Source organism: Acinetobacter sp. 778_lipA, from assembly GCF_058242985.1.
In genome coordinates this window covers 3,028,777-3,047,078 of record NZ_JBZAYT010000001.1, presented here as the reverse complement: position 1 = coordinate 3,047,078, position 18,302 = coordinate 3,028,777, and the positions used below count along the sequence as shown (strand labels likewise).

The 18,302-nt window shown below is 36.9% G+C and carries 15 protein-coding genes; 3 read left to right on the top strand and 12 right to left on the bottom strand.

The features are described 5' to 3' along the window. Positions 1–88: 88 nt before the first annotated feature. From AC4CUY_RS14465 to ahcY, 6 genes are all read right to left on the bottom strand, one after another. A complete protein-coding gene (locus AC4CUY_RS14465; RefSeq protein WP_336951706.1) occupies positions 89–2,359 on the bottom strand; it encodes an NADP-dependent malic enzyme in 2,271 nt (756 codons plus the stop codon). A 137-nt stretch (positions 2,360–2,496) separates the two neighbouring features. Next, positions 2,497–4,263 carry a sensor domain-containing protein gene (locus tag AC4CUY_RS14460; protein WP_490774320.1) on the bottom strand — a complete coding sequence of 589 codons (1,767 nt, stop codon included), beginning with the start codon at positions 4,261–4,263 and terminating at the stop codon, positions 2,497–2,499. 72 nt (positions 4,264–4,335) lie between these two features. Continuing rightward, a complete protein-coding gene (locus AC4CUY_RS14455; RefSeq protein WP_490774319.1) occupies positions 4,336–5,358 on the bottom strand; it encodes a hypothetical protein in 1,023 nt (340 codons plus the stop codon). Between the two features lie 136 nt (positions 5,359–5,494). Next, positions 5,495–6,214 (bottom strand): 16S rRNA (uracil(1498)-N(3))-methyltransferase, encoded by a 720-nt coding sequence (locus tag AC4CUY_RS14450; RefSeq protein ID WP_419820190.1) that lies wholly within the window; start codon positions 6,212–6,214, stop codon positions 5,495–5,497. A 36-nt stretch (positions 6,215–6,250) separates the two neighbouring features. Beyond that, complete coding sequence (gene metF, locus AC4CUY_RS14445; RefSeq protein WP_336951701.1) at positions 6,251–7,087, bottom strand: methylenetetrahydrofolate reductase [NAD(P)H]; 837 nt, start codon at positions 7,085–7,087, stop codon at positions 6,251–6,253. Positions 7,088–7,240: 153 nt separating this feature from the next. Continuing rightward, positions 7,241–8,623: an adenosylhomocysteinase gene (ahcY, locus tag AC4CUY_RS14440; RefSeq protein WP_490774318.1), complete on the bottom strand. Its 1,383-nt coding sequence runs from the start codon at positions 8,621–8,623 to the stop codon at positions 7,241–7,243. Between the two features lie 418 nt (positions 8,624–9,041). Here ahcY and AC4CUY_RS14435 point away from each other — a divergent pair, with 418 nt between their 5' ends. Beyond that, positions 9,042–9,593 carry a hypothetical protein gene (locus tag AC4CUY_RS14435; protein ID WP_419327189.1) on the top strand — a complete coding sequence of 184 codons (552 nt, stop codon included), beginning with the start codon at positions 9,042–9,044 and terminating at the stop codon, positions 9,591–9,593. Between the two features lie 19 nt (positions 9,594–9,612). Then, positions 9,613–10,551, top strand: coding sequence for a DUF4424 family protein (locus tag AC4CUY_RS14430; RefSeq protein WP_336951697.1), 939 nt, complete (start codon positions 9,613–9,615; stop codon positions 10,549–10,551). 454 nt (positions 10,552–11,005) lie between these two features. On the opposite strand, the gene AC4CUY_RS14425 is transcribed toward AC4CUY_RS14430, so the two are convergent. The 4 genes from AC4CUY_RS14425 to AC4CUY_RS14410 all read right to left on the bottom strand — a co-directional run bounded on the left by AC4CUY_RS14425 (position 11,006) and on the right by AC4CUY_RS14410 (position 14,025). After that, positions 11,006–11,530, bottom strand: coding sequence for a tetratricopeptide repeat protein (locus AC4CUY_RS14425; protein ID WP_336951696.1), 525 nt, complete (start codon positions 11,528–11,530; stop codon positions 11,006–11,008). A gap of 86 nt (positions 11,531–11,616) precedes the next feature. Next, positions 11,617–11,955, bottom strand: coding sequence for a DUF3325 domain-containing protein (locus tag AC4CUY_RS14420; protein ID WP_336951695.1), 339 nt, complete (start codon positions 11,953–11,955; stop codon positions 11,617–11,619). Next, entirely contained in the window at positions 11,952–13,670 is a 1,719-nt protein-coding gene (locus AC4CUY_RS14415) for a PepSY-associated TM helix domain-containing protein (protein WP_490774317.1), read from the bottom strand. Before AC4CUY_RS14415 ends, AC4CUY_RS14420 begins: the two co-directional genes overlap by 4 nt. 1 nt (position 13,671) lies before the next feature. Next, complete coding sequence (locus AC4CUY_RS14410; RefSeq protein WP_490774316.1) at positions 13,672–14,025, bottom strand: hypothetical protein; 354 nt, start codon at positions 14,023–14,025, stop codon at positions 13,672–13,674. 308 nt (positions 14,026–14,333) lie between these two features. Here AC4CUY_RS14410 and AC4CUY_RS14405 point away from each other — a divergent pair, with 308 nt between their 5' ends. Continuing rightward, the gene (locus tag AC4CUY_RS14405) at positions 14,334–14,588 is read left to right on the top strand and encodes a hypothetical protein (RefSeq protein ID WP_490774315.1); all 255 of its coding nucleotides are present in this window, start codon (positions 14,334–14,336) and stop codon (positions 14,586–14,588) included. Positions 14,589–14,652: 64 nt separating this feature from the next. Here AC4CUY_RS14405 and AC4CUY_RS14400 read toward each other — a convergent pair whose 3' ends face one another. Both AC4CUY_RS14400 and AC4CUY_RS14395 read right to left on the bottom strand, forming a co-directional pair. Continuing rightward, positions 14,653–15,042 (bottom strand): carboxymuconolactone decarboxylase family protein, encoded by a 390-nt coding sequence (locus tag AC4CUY_RS14400; protein ID WP_336951688.1) that lies wholly within the window; start codon positions 15,040–15,042, stop codon positions 14,653–14,655. Between the two features lie 158 nt (positions 15,043–15,200). Further along, positions 15,201–17,657 carry an acyl-CoA dehydrogenase gene (locus AC4CUY_RS14395; protein WP_490774672.1) on the bottom strand — a complete coding sequence of 819 codons (2,457 nt, stop codon included), beginning with the start codon at positions 17,655–17,657 and terminating at the stop codon, positions 15,201–15,203. Positions 17,658–18,302 lie beyond the last annotated feature (645 nt).

The following is an 18,302-nucleotide window of genomic DNA, read 5'->3' as shown; positions in this document are numbered from 1 at the left end:
CATGCAACAGAATAGAGGTTTTCTCAAGTACAGAACTTGAGTGATTGACTAAAGTTCTGAGCTATTGATGTTAAATTGACAATAAGGCTTAGCCTTCAGCTTGTTGAATCTCAGCAACGGTTAAAGCTGTCATATTAACCAAACGACGTGTTGTCGCCGTAGGTGTTAAAATATGAACAGGTTTAGCAGCACCAAGCAAGATAGGACCAATGGTCACATTGTTGCCTGAAGTTGATTTTAATAAGTTGAATGAAATATTTGCCGCATCAAGATTTGGCATAATCAACAAATTCGCTGAACCTTTGAAGCGTGAATTTGGAAATGCAAAATGACGAATATTTTCATCAAGTGCAGCATCTGCGTGCATTTCGCCATCTACTTCTAATTCAGGTGCGATTTCAGTTAAGATTTCAAATACTTTACGCATTTTTTGTGCACTTGGATCATTTTGATCTGAACCAAAGCTAGAGTGCGAAAGTAATGCAACTTTTGGCGTCATCCCGAAACGACGAACTTCTTCAGCAGCTAAAATAGTCATTTCAGCAAGCTGTTCAGCAGTAGGATTGGTATTTACATAAGTGTCTGCCATAAAGATATTACGATCTTCAAGCATTAATGCATTAAGCGTAAAGAAGTTGTTACGACCTTCTTTTAAACCAATCACATTTCTAACAAAGTCTAAATGAATATCATAACTTGCATAAGTACCACATAGCATACCATCGGCAAGACCGTGACGAACCAACATAGCGGCGATCAGGGTAGAACGACGACGTGTTTCACGTTGTGCATACTCAGGCGTTACACCTTTACGTTGCATCAAGTTGTAATAGTCATCTGCAAACTTATCGTAATCAGGATTCTTTTCTTGATCCACGATGGTAATATTTACGCCGTGCTCAAGACGCAAACCTAATTTTTTGATATTTGCTTCAATGACTGCAGTACGACCGACCAAAATAGGTTGTGCTAAACCTTCATCTACTGCGATTTGGATCGCACGTAATACACGAAGATCTTCACCTTCAGCATATGCAATACGTTTAGGCGCTGTTTTCGCTTGTGCAAAAATTGGTTTCATCATCAATGCTGAATTATAAACAAATTCAGATAGACGTTGACGATAAGCAGAGAAATCCGCAATTGGGCGACTTGCAACACCTGAATCCATTGCAGCTTGTGCAACAGCAGGGGCAATTTCAAGAATTAAGCGTTGATCAAGAGGACGCGGAATTAAGTAATCACGACCAAATGATGCAGATTTTTCCCCATATGATGCAGCATCAGCTTCAACATGTGCCATACGAGCAATCGCATGTACACAGGCAATTTTCATTTCTTCATTAATCGTCGTAGCACCAACATCTAAGGCGCCACGGAAGATATAAGGGAAGCAAAGTGCATTGTTTACTTGGTTCGGATAATCTGAACGACCAGTTGCCATAATCACGTCTGGGCGTACTTCATGTGCATGTTCAGGTAAAATCTCTGGATCTGGGTTTGCCAGCGCAAAGATGATTGGATCAACTGCCATCACTTTAACCATCTCTTTGGTTAAAATACCTGCCGCAGAAAGACCAAGGAACATATCTGCACCCGCAATGACATCTGCAAGTTGAGTTCCTTCAATATCTTGTACATAACGTTTTTTAGACTCATCCAAGCCTTCACGTTTAGTGGTCAATAAACCACGTGAGTCAGCAACCACGATATTTTCTTTTTTAGCGCCAATTGCACACAGCAAGTCTAAACAAGAAAGCGCTGCAGCACCTGCACCCGAAGCAACAATCTTGATTTCATCAATTTTTTTGCCATTTAATTGTAAAGCATTGAGAAGAGCTGAGCCTACAATAATTGAGGTACCGTGTTGGTCATCATGAAACACAGGGATCTTCATGCGTTCACGAAGTTTTTGCTCAATATAAAAACATTCTGGTGCTTTAATATCTTCGAGGTTAATACCACCAAAAGTAGGTTCTAAAGCTGCAACGATATCAACAATTTTATCTGGATCATTTTCAGCAATTTCAATATCAAAAACGTCTACACCAGCAAACTTTTTAAATAATACGCCTTTACCTTCCATTACAGGCTTAGATGCTAATGGACCAATATTACCTAGACCTAAAACGGCTGTACCATTACTGACCACTGCAACCAAGTTACCACGAGCAGTATAAAGGGCTGCTTTTGAAGGGTCTTTTTCAATTTCTAAACAAGGCGCTGCTACACCTGGCGAGTAAGCAAGCGCAAGGTCATGTTGATTGACGAGTTGCTTACTTGGTGTAACGCTAATTTTTCCTGGTGTTGGAAATTCGTGATAGTAAAGGGCTTGCTGTTTTAAAGATTGATCATCCATCTGAATCTCGATTATTACATGTTCCAGCGAGGCTGGTGGTTTGACTTAATTTAATCGAATATAACATTTGTTGAGCGATACCGACAGTCAAAAAATAGTTATTTCAAACAAAGTAATAGATATAAAGTCTAAAAAAATTAACAAATCTTTATAAGTTTATGCTGTTCCAAATATTTTGTGCTGTCTGCCGATGACAATGCTTTAGAAAAATAAAAGCCTTGTAAAATGTAACAACCATGTTTTTCTAAAAATAACGCTTGTTCTTTTGTTTCAACACCTTCAGCCACCAAGGTAATACCAATTGCATTGCCCATTGCAATAATCGCATTGACGATGGCTTCATCTTTTTCTTGTCCGATTTTTGAAATAAAAGCTCGATCTATTTTTAAAATATCAAAAGGGTAACTGGTTAGATATGCTAAAGATGAATAACCAGTCCCAAAATCATCCAAAGAAATAGAAATATGGCGATCTTTTAATTGTTGTAAGAGAAAATTGACTTCTTCAGATTTATCAAATAGAGATGATTCAGTGAGTTCCAATTCAAGCATATCCCCCGAAATGTTATATTTTTTGAGGGCGTAATCAATATCTTTAACCAACTGACCACGGTAGATTTGTTGAGCAACAATATTAATCGATACTCTAAAATGATCAAAACCGAGCGATTGCCATTGCTGTATTTGTTGACAAGTTTCATGTAATACAATTAAGCCAATATCTGAAATGAGGCTAGTTTCTTCAGCAAGTGGAATGAAAATATCTGGCAAGATATAACCCAAACTTGGATGTTGCCAGCGCACTAATGCTTCGAAACCATAAATACGGTGGGTTTTAACACAAATTTTAGGTTGATAATGTACGGTTAGTTCTTTGTGTTTAATCGCTTTTCTCAACTCATTTTCTAAATTAATACCTTGGTTGAGTAGAGGTGTTTTTTTATTAGAATAAAAATATACAGTATTTCCACCTAAACGCTTTGCTTCATGTAATGCTGATTCTGCGTGGCCAATGAGACTATCGAGTTGTAAACCATGCTCTGGATATAATGCAACGCCAATTGAGATCGTAATGGTTTGTTCTTGTTCTTTAACATCAAAAGGTTGTTTAAATGCATCTAAAATATGTTGGGTATGTTGATGAATATTAATGTTATTACTACTTAAATTATAGATCACAGCAAAATCATCATTATTTAAATAGGCAATGAGAGAGGCATTTGGGCAACATAATCTTAACCTGTGAGCGACTTGTTTTAATAACTCATCACCTTCTTTATGACTCATAAATTCATTAAATAATTTAAAACGGTCGATGTTGATGCGTAAAACCGCAAAGTTTTTAAATGAATCAGAATAGTGAATTAAATAATTATGCAGTTGTTGTTTAAAATAAAAGCGATTTGGCAAATCGGTGAGAATGTCATAATGTTCTAAATACGAGAGTCGTTGTTCTTGTTTTTTTCGATCAGTTAAGTCAGTAATAATGCCCACATAATTGGAAAATTTATTTTTTTCATCATAAATTGCGTTGATATGTACCCAAAGTGCGAGTTTTTTCCCAGAGGTAAAATCAATTTGCAATTCAGATTCAAATTCTCCCTTTTGAATTAAACTTTGGGTAATCACATTATACATTTGCTGAGTACGTGGGTTATTATTGATCGTAATATCAAATAGATGATTTCCAACGATATTGTGTTGTTTGTAATCTAAGAGTTTTTCAAAATAAGGGTTTACTTCTAAGTAGCATAAATTATTATCTAAAATGAAAACACCTTCAGCCACTTGGGCTAAAACATTTGCTGCGAGTTTTAACTTTTCTTGGTCAGTCTTTTCTTTTTGAATGTCACGTTGGATACCCACCATTCTGAGCGGTTTGTTATTGATATTCTTAGAAACCACTTTGCCAATGTCTTGAATCCAACACCAGTGATTATCTCGTTTAACTCGGTAGATTGCTTCAAAACGCTCAGTTTAACCTTTGAGATGGTGCTTGAGAGTTGTTTTATAATTAGCAATATCATCAGGATGAACATATTCATCTACACTATTGTGTTTTAGATTGAGTTGTTTAAATTCGGCACCGCTTTTTGAGTCAGAGATCTCAAATGTTCGTTTTTCAATATTCCAGACCCAAGAGTGAATACCGGCAGTTTCATGTGCAAAAGCTAAATTGGCCTGATGATTCTCTAAACGGTCGTTCATCTGTTTAAAATCAAAAGTCCGTTCTTTAACTTTTTGTTCTAATAAATGATTATGTAGTTGCAATTCACTTTTCATGACCTGTGTTTTTAAGATTTCATTTTTAAGTTGTATTTCAAGGTCTGTATATTTTCCAAGCTGTTCTTGCGATTGCTTAAATAAAAACTTATTTTTGAGTTCTAATATTTCTGCATTAATATAAATTTTATGTGAGGCATAAGTACTAAAGAATAGTAAAGAAAACCAAATAATGAAAATGGTACTATAGATTTCGTTGGTATTTTGAGGGAAAAGCAGGGGGATTGTCAGTATTGGGATTACAGAGGGAACAAATAAGGCAATAAAATAACTAAATTTTTGGTTTAGAAAATTCATTGCCAAAACATATGAAAAACTTAATAAAAAACTGGATAAAAGAAATGAAAAAAATGGGTCAACCCGATTTGGCATCATCATAAATTCTAAATTGATGATATAAACGCCAATCCCAAATAAACTTCCTAAAATTAAACACGAAAACTGAAAAAAAAGATCAATATTTTTAAATTTTTGAATTTTATTTTGCTGTAAGAGATAGGTGGAGAAAAAACATGCTGATAATACAAATAAGACAGTGACAATAAACCAACTGCTTAATAGCTCTGAAGACGTATCAAATAAGTAAATATAAAGTAAAGCGTCACAGATGCACGTAAAAAATACCCAAATAAAAAATATCCGGATATCTTTGGTTATCTTTCTGATGTTCGAAGAATTCACATCATATGAAAGAAGCTCTTCCTGAACATCATTCATTAGCGCTTGCACCTCTGCTATTTTTAGAATGTGTAGGTTTAACGGAGCAACTATTTAAAATTTGCTAATTAATAGTTTCTTTGGGATTAAAATACTGTGAAATCATCCAATTTGCAATTATTTTACATGACATACATCACTTTTTAAAGCTTTGATAATTCAAAATTGACAAAGCAACGACAGGGGCAGTTTCAGTTCTTAAAATACGTTCACCAATGCACCAATTTTTAAATCCAGATTGGTTTGCCTGATCAATTTCAGCTTCATTTAAACCGCCTTCAGGGCCGATCAAAAGGGCAATATTTGGACTAATTCCTTTGAGTACATCAGTCTGCTCTTTTTCAGGTGCAAGGACAAATCTAGTCTCGGGCAATTCAGTTTTTATCCACTCATTTAGGCTGATAGGCGCTAAAATCTCTGGAACAATATTCATACCACACTGTTCACAAGCTGCAATCGCTATACCTTGCCAATGATCTAACTTCTTTTGATCTCGATCATATTTTAATCGCATTTCACAACGTTCTGACGTCAGTAATTGAATTTGAAATACACCCAATTCAACAGCTTTTTGAATCGCATAATCCATACGATCTCCCTTACTCATTACTTGTCCGAGAAGCGCTGTAAAAGCAGGGGTACGATTGTTTGGATTAAACGAAATGACTTTAACAGCGGCCGATTTTTTGGCGACCTCTGTTAAAGTCACTTCATATTCGCCACCTTGTCCATTGAACAAGGTGGCTATTTCACCGACTTGTGCACGCAATACTTTGACCCAATGATGAAATACTGTTTCAGTGAGTTCAACCGTAGTTTCGACAGCTAAATCAGTTTCAATATAAAAGCGGGGCATGCAGTTTTACTCACAAGTGGATGATGCAATTTTGATTTAAGCTAAACCGAGATCAAGTACCAATTGGCGGTTTGGCTCAGTATGATTCATGCTATAGAAATGCAAACTTGGTGCACCTCCGGCAATAAGGCGTTCACACAGTTTGATTACAACTTCATGGCCAAAGGCTTTGATACTTTCAGAATCATCACCATAGGTCGCCAGTTGCTTACGAATCCAGCGTGGAATTTCTGCACCTGTACCATCTGCAAAGCGGATTAAATTGTTTGCATTGGTAATTGGCATAATGCCAGGCGCAACAGGAATATCGATTCCTTGCTTTTGGATACGCTCTACAAAATAGAAATAGGCATCTGGATTAAAGAAAAATTGAGTGATGGCTGCATTTGCACCTGCTTTGACTTTTTCAGCAAAGTGCTTGATGTCTGCATCAAAGTTGTCAGCTTGTGGGTGCATTTCAGGATATGCTGCAACTTCAATTTTAAAATGATCACCTGAGTATTCACGAATAAAACGGACCAAATCAGTCGCATAAGGAAGCTCACCTAGGCCGACTTGACCAGAAGGTAAGTCACCTCGAAGCGCAACAATACGATCAATTCCTTGAGCCTTATAGATATCGAGTAATTCAGCAATACGTACTTTATCATCACCAATACATGAAAGGTGAGGGGCAACAGGTGTGCCTTTACCATTAAAGTCAGCAATTGCGGCTAGTGTACGCTCACGAGTAGAACCACCAGCCCCATAAGTAATCGAGAAAAACTCTGGATTTAAAAGCTGTAATTCTTGATGAACAAGCTTAAGTTTTTCCGCCCCTGCATCAGTTTTGGTCGGGAAAAACTCAAACGAAATTGGAACACGTTTGGTCATGGTTAAATCCTTTTTTATTCATACTTTTTTAATTTGTTTTAGCCTCTCCTAAGTCCTTTCTTAAAAAAGAGAGGACTTAGCTTTTAATTCATTAATCAGTAAATGAATATTGCTTCTCCCTTAGGGAGAAAGCTAGGGAGAGGGGATTAAAACTTAGTACTTATAAGCCTCAGATTTAAATGGACCTTCAACTGCAACGCCCAAGTAATCTGCTTGAACTTGAGTCAATTGCGTCAATACACCACCAAAACCAGCAACCATTGCTGCAGCAACTTCTTCATCTAACTTCTTAGGAATCAGTTCAACACGGATCTGTGCTGCTTTTTGATCTTCTGGAAGATCAGCAAATTTTTCTGCGAATAAGTGCATTTGACCTAATACTTGGTTTGCAAAAGAACCATCCATCACTCGCGAAGGGTGACCAGTTGCATTACCAAGGTTAACTAAACGACCTTCTGAAAGAAGAATCAGATAATCATTTTCATTTTCTGTACGATACACTTGGTGTACTTGAGGCTTAACTTCAACCCACTTATAACCACGTAAATAGTTTGTATCGATTTCAGTATCAAAGTGTCCGATATTACATACAACTGAACCAGCTTTTAATGTATCTAACATTGCAGAATCACATACGTGATAGTTACCCGTAGTCGTCACGATCAAGTCAGTATTTTGAAGAAGGTCTAGATTGATATCTTCTTTTTTACCTGTTTGTACACCATTTTTATATGGAGAAACAACTTCATAACCGTCCATACATGCTTGCATTGCACAGATTGGATCAATTTCAGTTACACGGACAATCATACCTTCTTGGCGAAGTGATTGAGCAGAACCTTTACCAACATCACCATAACCAATCACAAGCGCACGGCGACCAGATAACAACATATCTGTACCACGTTTGATTGCGTCATTTAATGAATGACGGCAACCATATTTATTGTCATTTTTAGATTTCGTGATCGAATCATTCACGTTAATTGCAGGAACTTTTAAAGTACCATCACGAAACATTTCGTTTAAGCGTTGAACACCTGTTGTGGTTTCTTCTGTAATACCGTGGATTTTAGCAATAAGTTCAGGGTATTTTTCATGAACAACAGCAGTTAAATCACCACCATCATCAAGAATCATGTTGGCATCCCAAGGCGTGCCATTAACATTGATTTGTTGTTCAAGACACCACATGTATTCTTCTTCAGTTTCACCTTTCCAGGCGAATACTGGAACACCAGATGCTGCAATTGCTGCTGCTGCATGGTCTTGAGTTGAGAAGATGTTACATGAAGTCCAACGTACTTCCGCGCCTAATTCAACCAGTGTTTCAATTAAAACAGCAGTTTGAATGGTCATATGAATACAACCAAGAATTTTTGCACCAGCAAGTGGTTTTGCTGCTGAATAGCGTTTACGTAAGCCCATCAATGCTGGCATTTCTGCTTCAGCTAGTTTGATTTCTTTACGACCGTAGTCAGCTAGGGAAATATCTGCAACTTTATAATCTGTAAATGAAGCATTAACCGAGTTCATCACGATCTCCTTTATATTAAAAAAATATTGATCATTCAGTTCGCGGATGCCGTTGTTGACCAGCACGAAAGTCTGACCGAATCGTCGAGCCTAGCGATTTCACATTTATGTGCCTGTGAAAAAGTCGCAGCATCCCTCGACTGGCGACTATTGTACCTAGATTTTAATAGAGTTCAAATGTAGTTGGTTAATATTCAACTAAAAGATAGAATTGTTTTTAAATAGAGAATCTATGCAAAAATAAGATCCGTATTTATTGATCTATAAACAAAAATAAAATCAAGATGATGCTTTTTAATGGTTGCTAAGTCACTGAGGCATGTATCTGGGATTGCAGTATTTTTAACGATCAAAAGTACTTTGCTTTTTCTGTGAGGTGGTTTCGGTTTTGAAAAGTAAATATTGGGACAGTGAGTTTATGGATATTTTAAAAGTAATTGATCAGCATAGTTTTGCATTGAGGCAAGCCATTGAGCAGGCTTCTCTTGAACAGCGGAAAAGTTTAGTGAAAGCTATTTTTGCTTTTTATGAAAAATTACCAAACTTTCAATCTTCTATTGAACAAAATTATCAAATAAAAATTGATAAAAAACAATTGTTTCATGATATTGATCAAGAAAATTTAATTGATTATCAAAAGAGAATTCGACAATCAAATGATTCTGTAGATGAATATGCCGATGATTATGAGGAATTAGAGGCCATTGAAGTGATTTCTTTGGATGCGTTTTTCTTGATGGTATCAAATCAAAACAAAAGCCAGTATTTAGTGGCTTTGTTTAATGCTATGATTGAAGTACTGGATTATTATGAGAATTTTTCAGAAAACTCAATCTATTGGAATGAAGTTTTAGAAAAAGAAATTCTTTTGCAAGAACAAATTATCAAACAGATTGCTACAAATATTATTTTTGATGAATCCATTTATTGTGTGCATTATCAAACAATAGAATTTCCTGATTTAGATTAACTGATTTGGATGAAATAGAATGAAAAAAATCGTATTGATCACATCGATTCTGACAGCGACATCTGCTTTTGCTAATGACTCTACGGGCTATGTGGGAACAGGGGGAATTGAGTACCTTAAAAATAAAAATATTGCAATGCAACGTGAAGACTTATTCATTAGTAAAAAATTAATTAAGGTTGATTATCAATTTAAAAACCTCAGTAATCAAGATATTACTGAAACTGTTTTATTCCCTTTACCACGCGTTGATAATACTTTTGAATCCGATTTTGCCCATACTGAGGAATTATTAAAAAGTTTTAAAATTCAGGTTAATGGAAAAGCGGTTCAACCGACAATGCATGTGCAGACATTTATACAAAGAGATGAAAAGTCTAAAGCAATTGATGTCACTGAGTTATTTAAGCAATGTGGCTTTTCACAAACTGAAATGTTAAATCCTTGGAATCGCAAAACTGATGAATATGGGATATTTGAAAAGAAACTAAAAGGCTGTTCAAACCCTAAAGTAAAAAGTATTTTGCCTAAAAATCCAGACGAAGTCATCAACTGGTCTTCACAAGTGGTTTATAGCTGGAAGCAAACTTTTAAAGCCAATTCAATTACACAGGTCAAACATCAATATAAACCTTTAGTGGGTGGTTCGGTTGCACTATATCCAGATGAATATAATCAACAATTTTGTATGGACAGTAATTTTAAGAAAGGCTTGAAAAAAGCACAGTCGGAACATTCGCCTTTTAATGCACTGAGTTATATTTTGACTACTGGGGCAAATTGGGCAAAACCGATCGAAAATTTTAAATTGATCATTGAACGTGATCCGGGAGAGTTGGTATCGTTTTGCTGGAAAGGTAAAGTCAATAAAATTAGTCCGACACAGTTCCAAATGGTTGAGAAAAACTTTGTACCTAAACAAGATTTAGATGTAATTTTTGTGCATTTAGGTAATTAAATTAGTGAATCAAATTTAAGCTCATTCTATAGTCAACATGTCAAAAAACTTAGACACAAGAATATAGTTTCTTTTAATAAATATTTTTAATTAAATCAATTGTATGGAAAAATAAATTATTTGATTATAAAAAAGTTTGCAATGCCACACCTTACATAAAGTTTAAATAGCTTTGCGTAGGCGATGCCTCACTTTTCAGAGATCAAAAGATGACAAAAATCTTTTGTTTAACAGGGCTCTTGCGCTGCAAACAAAGCAGTGCTTTATTTTTGCTCATATACCCCCGCCCCACGGTAGGATCACCATCTAGGATTCAAAAGTAAAAATGAATTGATAACCAACAGTTCTAAAAGTTCATACAAAAATATAAGCTTTATTTATGATCAATGACTTGATAGCAATCATTTGTATGAATAATTAGGTGGTTTGACTAATGTGGGCTGAAATTTATCAATTATACCGAAGTGTCTTCAGCTGACTTGGCTTTTTCAGCCCAAAAATCAGCTTTTTCTTCATCAACATCAACCCCCATCCCGTGTTCGTAAATACAAACAAGATCACGCATGGCTTGAACTTCACCCAGTTTTGCTGCTTGCTCAACCAATTCGACTGATTTCACCAGATCCTTTTCAACCACATCCCCACGGCGATAGAAATTAGATAACTCTAAAATCGCAGCAGGATGTTGATGTTTGACCGCTTGCTCTAACCAGCGGTGGGCATGTTCAAAATAAGCCTTGGCTTCTTTAGGATCTTCTTCAAGGATATCTTTTGCATAATAAGCATAGCCTTCACCTAACCAATACATGGCTTCAACATGGCCTAATTGTGCTGCTTTAAGAGCCCATTCTTCTGCAAGTTGATTGTTATCTTCATCTTCACTTTGCATATATATTTCAGCAAGTTCAAATTGTGCTGCTGGATTACCCATTGCAGCACGATTGAGTAGTTCTGAAGGGATTGAAAGTGGTTTAGACATAAAAATACCAACACTAAGCAATAAATTTGATAAAAAAAGCCAATCTAGAGATTGGCTTATGAGTATAACTGATTTTTTGAAACAGTTTAAATGAGTAGGATCACGCTGGTGACAAAGCTCATTCCCGCACAAAAGCAGGCAACAAATTTCACTTTTAAACTGTAATAGGTTAATAAGGCACCCACAAATAATGCTGAAAATGTCAGAATGCCAATCCAAAAACTGAGCATACTACTAAGCGGCCCTGATATTACGCAAATGATCAGTGATATAAGCAGTAAAGTCCAACCTAAAATAGAAGCGAGTCGTGTTTGTTGAGCTGTTAACTCCTGTCCATACATCTGTTTTTGATGCTTTGACATTGCACTGGCAAGTGCAATAAAAGCCAAGCTAGACAAAGACCAAACCAGTAAGAAGAAAATCACGCTGAAATCTCCTTATTTGATGGTGCATTTCTAGATTTTTTGACAGGAAGTCCTTTGTGCTTTTTAACTTTATAAAATGACAAGAAAAATAAAATGGCGAGTACCCATGTCATTAAATCAAAAGAGGCAATCATCCATTGGTCATTGGCAATGCTGTTCCAAAATGCTTGACCACCCGTGGTAAAGTTGACAATAGGCAGTAGTGCAAAAGCAACACTAGCAAAAGCTAGAAGCTCAAGCCAAGCCTGACGGTGTGGACGAATCGCTGCATAAATTAACGTAGCTAACCATGCGATAAAGAAAGCACGAATTTCCCAATTTAAACGTGTTTCTATCTCAAATGGGATGAAACGATTGGCATAGAAATAACTTGCACATGCGATAGGTAGTCCAATCACAGCAGCAATATTCATCACTTCAACAAAACGATAACCAAATGATTTATAGCCTTGCTTTTGTTGTTGAGGTGCACGTTTGACACACCATAAAATAAGTCCAGTTGCAATCATTAAGGTACCTATTACGCCAGAGAAGAACAATAACCAGCGGAAGGTTAAATCAAGACCTCGAGCTTCATGCAATACAGTCACAACATTGTAAATTCCCATCGGGATAGATGCATTCTTTGTTTGAACAGTTTCATTGATGTCTTTACCAGTTACACCATCGAATTTCAAAATTGGGTAAACACCACGTTCTACCACACTTTTTGCATATAAAGCACGAAGTTCAATGGTGGCATTGGATGTATTTGGCGCAAGGATTTGAATAGAGGCAATTGGATTTTCTTTCCATTGTGCCTGAGCTGCTATAATAAGTGGTGTTAAGTTCGTAAGTGGTGCAGGATATCCTGCTTCTTGTTCATGTTGTTTGCCTCTTTCTCCTCGTGAGCGTTGTTCAGTGATGCCTCGAGCTTGGGATGTATTTGCAGATAATGAGCGATTTTCAACATTTCTATTGCGAGAATTATTTTGCTGAACTGCGCCTCCGCGCATTTCTTGAAAAAACTCTTGTCGATCTTTATAAACTTGGTTGATTCCCCAAGGCATAAACATAAACATCAGCAATAACAAACCACTGAATGTAATCATAATGTGAAAGGGTAGGGCAAAAACAGCTGTGGCATTGTGTGCATCTAACCAAGATCGTTGCCCTTTACCGGAACGGAAAGTAAAGAAGTCTTTAAAAATTTTTTTATGGGTGATAATGCCACTAATAATTGCCACAAACATCAGCATAGTAGCCAAACCGACGATCCAACGGGCCCAAATACGATCAAATCCATACAATTCAAAGTGAAAGCGATAGAGAAATCCACCACCGCGCGTATCTCGAGCCTCAATGACTTGTCCAGTTGCACTGTCTAGGGTGATTCTTTCTCCACCACGACGTGCTTGTAGATCTTCACCTTTTTTGCGGATATTTAACTCAGTTGTGGTTTGTCTGGAGTTGGGTAATTGAATTGACCAACTACCTGCATCAGGATAATTTTTTTGTAAATAATTTAAAGCAACCTGCGTTTGCTGTACTTGAGAATCACTTGGAACAGATTGATGAATTTCAGGTTTCATCCAAGCAGTTATTTCAGACTGAAAGAAACTCAATGTTCCTGTCAAAAAAATTGCATAAAGTAACCAACCAAGAATTAAGCTTGCCCATGTATGTAACCATGACATGGATTGGCGTGGACCTTCAACTTTTGCATCTACGCGCATCTTAATTCCCCATCATTTTATAAATGACAAATAAAATGATACTTGGAACAAGTATGCCTAAGCTGGCTTTTAATGTCTTATTGACCATAAAAACCCAAATGAATGCGGCACAGTGAATACAGAAAGCAAGAAGTGTGGCGCTCATTGCAGCGGCAGCACGATAATCGGCAAATGTTTTTGCAATCACTATAGCGGACATGGATGCAAGCAGGTAACCACCAAGAATTGCCAGAGCAAAACGGTAGGCAATCATGATGCGATATTGTATGAGAGAGTGTGCGGATTTAGCTCGTGTTGATACAGTCGGAGTTGAAACAGATGCGTTTAGGACATCGAGTTCAGTCTGGCTATTCATAGGCAATCAAATAAGAAAGGTTAAAAATTAAGTAAATAATAACAATTATCATTTACTTTTTAAATACAAAAAATTAAATTCCACCAAAATAAAGCACTGGATTTAATTTAATTTTTATGTTCACACTTTTATACAAGTTAATTCTGAAGATATGTGTGAGAATTTTATAAGCTTTTTATGGCTATAAAAATTTTTTCGTGAGTATATTTTTGTGCATGTGCTTTCGAACATAAAGCATACAGCGTATTCCGATATTTATTTATATCTTGTAGTGATATCGTGGAAAACAATAATATGGAAATTTAATCATGTTTATTCATGCTGAAGACGCCAAACAATTGGCAGCCAATTCTAACTTAAATATAGAGCTATATAAATTTCGTTTAGCTCAAATGATTGAAGAAAATGCCAAGCAGGGCAATACTGCTGTTTTTACAGTTTTACCTAAACATCTAGCTTTAGAGGATATTCGGGAGCTTTCTTCTGAGTTAACTCAGTTGGGATACCATGTTCGCTTTGAAGTAGATGAGTTTTTTTATAGTTTTAATGTGTTTTGGAATTAACTCAGCAATACAGGCAACATGTTGGAGCATGGCCTATATTGAAGAATTTGATCGCATTAATTGTTTATGAATCTACCTTTTGGTATTCATTGATGACTTCGAGTGCAGCACGAAATGCTTCTTGTGTCGCTGGTGCGCCACAGTAAGGTAGGCTGTGTAATAATACTTCCTGAATTTCTTCAACTGTCGCGCCATTATTTAATGCGCCACGAATATGACCTTTAAGTTCGGTTGGGCTTTTTTGCGCAACTAAAAATGCAATGGTAATCAAAGAGCGGTATTTACGTGGTAAAACACCCTCACGTTGCCAAGTTGAACCCCATGCATGCTCATTGATCCAGTCTTGCAAAGGTCTTGTAAAAGGAACAGTGTTATCTTGAGCGCGTTTTACAAAACTTTCTCCCATCACTTCTGTACGGACTTTTAAGCCATTTTCATAATCTTGTTGAGACATTGCTTTTTTCCTCAGCTGTTATATTTTTAACACTATACCGAAATAACCAAATAACCCATTGGCAATATGTCTATGTTAAAAAACAGCGATGGTGAATCGCTGTTTATGGTCAACGTTTTATATCGTCTTATCTCTTAAATGGCATTTGCCAAATAGATTTAAGTTGAGTGAAGATGAGGATTTTCTAATACCAATACCTGCTCTAATTTTTCATCAAAAATATCTGTGAGCATACTGTCATAACGCAGGGCATTATATTGGGTTAATTTTGTGGCTAAATCATCGCTGATTAAGCCACGAGTGACTGCATCCTGTATGCGCTCTTCAAATGTTAGCCCCTGATATTCACCTTTAGATTCCGCTTTTTTAAAGCTGTTCCAATCGTCTTCAACGGTTGAGAGTAGATTGAAGGTGGCTTCCATTCGGCCAAAAGCATCATTCGGATCAACAGTATAATAAACCTGCGTTTTTAAATAATCTCGGAATGGGTTATCTTGCATGAGCAGTTCTGCTGCTTCACTCTTTTGACGATCACTCGGTTTCTTGATCGGTCGACCAAATGGGAAACAAACAAATTTAACCAGACTTGATGCAATTTGAATCGGAAAATTATCAAATAAGCCATAAAATGCTTCTTGGGCATCATAAAGCGTTTCATCTAATGCAAGTTTGGCATGTACCTGTTCTTGCGTGGATCTTTGACCATTTTCATAAAATTTGAGTATGGCTGTCGCAATAAACATTTTGGAGTGAATGTCAGCTAATCGCCCTGAGAGCATTTCTTTACGTTTAATATCACCAGCTAATAGTCCAAGACACATATCTGCGGTTAGGGCAAAATCAGTACTGAAGCGATTGATGATTTTATAATAAGGTTGAGTAAAAGCATCTGATGAGTCAGGTCGTTGACTACTTGCCCCAAACCATCCATAAGTGAATGCACGAGCTCCACGGTTTAAAGTGTAGCCTAAATGTTGATATAACATGGTGTTAAATGTGTTTAAGGCAGAAGCTTTATCTGCAGCCTGTAACAATTGTAATTCCTCAAATAAATAAGGATGGCAACGCATTGAACCTTGACCAAAGATCATCAACGAACGGCTTAAGATATTTGCTCCTTCAACCGTTATCGAGATCGGAATAGCTTGATACATATTGGCAAGAAAGTTACGCGGACCTTGTTGAATACCACGACCACCTGTGATGTCCATACCATGATTGACGATTTTTCGCATCGTTTCAGTGGCGTAGTATTTTGCCATTGCGGTCATAACAGCGGGTTTGCCACCTTGATTTAAACCGCAAGTGACTAAATAGCGGAAAGCTTCAAGCATATAGGTATGGCTGACGATGTCACTGCTAACTTCTTGGACCCCTTCAAATTTACCGACTGATAATTTAAATTGTTGACGAATTTTAGCGAATGCACCTACAGATAAATACGTCATTTCACCTGCGGCTGTAGACAATGCAGGAAGGGAAATACCGCGTCCAACAGCCAGACATTCCATCAGCATACGCCAGCCATTCCCAGCATTTTTTGCGCCCCCAATAATCCAGTCAATCGGAATAAAGACGTCCTTACCTTCAACTGTGCCATTCATAAATGGAGAACCACCCGGATGGTGCCTAGGTCCAACTTCTACGCCTGCATGAGAGGCGGGTATAAGTGCACATGTAATACCATACTCAGTTTTAGTTTTATCTCCCAATAAGCCATCTGGGTCATACAGTTTGAAGGCCAGACCGACTACGGTTGCAACGGGTGCTAAGGTAATCCAGCGTTTTGAGAAATTCATAATTAAGCCAAGCACTTGTTGACCTTCGAACTCCCCATAACAAACTACCCCAGTGTCAGGAATCGCTCCAGCATCAGAACCCGCTTCAGGACTGGTTAGTCCAAAACAAGGAATTTCTTCACCCTTGGCTAAGCCGGGCAAATAACGATTTTTTTGTTCATCTGTACCATAATTCAGTAAAAGCTCACCCGGCCCTAATGAGTTAGGCACCATACAGGTTACGGCAGTGGTTAATGAGCGTGAAGCGATTTTGCTCATAATACGACTTTGTGCAAAAGAGCTAAATTCACGACCACCATAAGTTTTAGGGATGATAAGTCCAAAAAAGCCATTGTCTTTAATAAATTGCCATGTCTCTGCGTTCAGGTCTTTATTTTGATGAATTTCCCATTCATCTAGCAACTGACAGAGTTGTTCAACCTCATGATCTAAAAAAGATTGCTCTTCATTACTAAGCGTCGGGTAGGGGTAATTGTTAAATTTTTCCCAATCTGGCGCCCCCATAAATAATTCTTTTTCCCACCAACTGGTACCCGCATCCAATGCTTCACGTTCAGTGCTACTCATGCTTGGCATTGCATTGGCTAATGTTTTATAAGCTGGTTTAGTCAAAACTTGCATTCGCAGTGGCTCAATCAGTAAAACTAAACTGATAAGAATAAGCGGGAGACCAAGGATGAGAGACCATGGGCTGATCACTGCACTCAGAATCGCAATGACAATCGTGGTGATACTACCGATTGTCCGATCAAGTGCAAAAAAGAAAACGGCCCAGAGTGAGATGATTTGAATAAGTATTGCGATGAGTAATAGCATTAACATATTACCTCTACAGTTTTAATATTAATTTGGGGATCGGAAATACATCATTGAAGCTTATTTTTTCATTAATGATGTGATGAAAAATTAAACATGTAATTTATTAATAACGATTTTTTGACTTACTATTCAAGGTAAAAGTATTGTTGTTTTGTGAGTATAAGTTAACCAAAGCATATTTATTGTCATATCGTGACCAGAGTATTGGGGAATAAATAAATTTTCCATTCATTTGCTCATTCACTTTTTAGACAGACTTGAATGATTTAAAATTTAAACAGTATCTAGCTGATTTTTTTTGTGCTGTTCGGCTTGTTTTATGTCGCTGAAGCGCGTCGATGTGTTTTCAATGGTTTTTAATTGGTTGCTCTGTTTGTAAGAATCAGCAAGATAAAATTTTTAATGTTTAAAACAATAAAGAAGAAGATGGTATGGATTGTTGTTGCTCTTGGTCGGAATGGCTATTTTTACAAGAAAGTGATTAATTTTTGTGCAAATATTGCTATTAATGCAATATTTGTGATGTACCATTTTTTTACGAAATGTCGTTATCACAGATCTTACGTTGACTGAAATAGCAGGAAGGCTGATACTCTTGGGGTTAAATTTAAGCAAGTCGGTTCGTAAGAGCTGGGTCACAAG

Coding starts and splice junctions, on each gene's coding strand:
- AC4CUY_RS14465 (WP_336951706.1), bottom strand. CDS start 2,359: ATGGATGATCAATCTTTAAAACAGCAAGCCCTTTACTATCACGAATTT.
- AC4CUY_RS14455 (WP_490774319.1), bottom strand. CDS start 5,358: ATGAATGATGTTCAGGAAGAGCTTCTTTCATATGATGTGAATTCTTCG.
- AC4CUY_RS14450 (WP_419820190.1), bottom strand. CDS start 6,214: ATGCCCCGCTTTTATATTGAAACTGATTTAGCTGTCGAAACTACGGTT.
- metF (WP_336951701.1), bottom strand. CDS start 7,087: ATGACCAAACGTGTTCCAATTTCGTTTGAGTTTTTCCCGACCAAAACT.
- ahcY (WP_490774318.1), bottom strand. CDS start 8,623: ATGAACTCGGTTAATGCTTCATTTACAGATTATAAAGTTGCAGATATT.
- AC4CUY_RS14435 (WP_419327189.1), top strand. CDS start 9,042: ATGGATATTTTAAAAGTAATTGATCAGCATAGTTTTGCATTGAGGCAA.
- AC4CUY_RS14430 (WP_336951697.1), top strand. CDS start 9,613: ATGAAAAAAATCGTATTGATCACATCGATTCTGACAGCGACATCTGCT.
- AC4CUY_RS14425 (WP_336951696.1), bottom strand. CDS start 11,530: ATGTCTAAACCACTTTCAATCCCTTCAGAACTACTCAATCGTGCTGCA.
- AC4CUY_RS14415 (WP_490774317.1), bottom strand. CDS start 13,670: ATGCGCGTAGATGCAAAAGTTGAAGGTCCACGCCAATCCATGTCATGG.
- AC4CUY_RS14410 (WP_490774316.1), bottom strand. CDS start 14,025: ATGAATAGCCAGACTGAACTCGATGTCCTAAACGCATCTGTTTCAACT.
- AC4CUY_RS14405 (WP_490774315.1), top strand. CDS start 14,334: ATGTTTATTCATGCTGAAGACGCCAAACAATTGGCAGCCAATTCTAAC.
- AC4CUY_RS14400 (WP_336951688.1), bottom strand. CDS start 15,042: ATGTCTCAACAAGATTATGAAAATGGCTTAAAAGTCCGTACAGAAGTG.
- AC4CUY_RS14395 (WP_490774672.1), bottom strand. CDS start 17,657: ATGCTATTACTCATCGCAATACTTATTCAAATCATCTCACTCTGGGCC.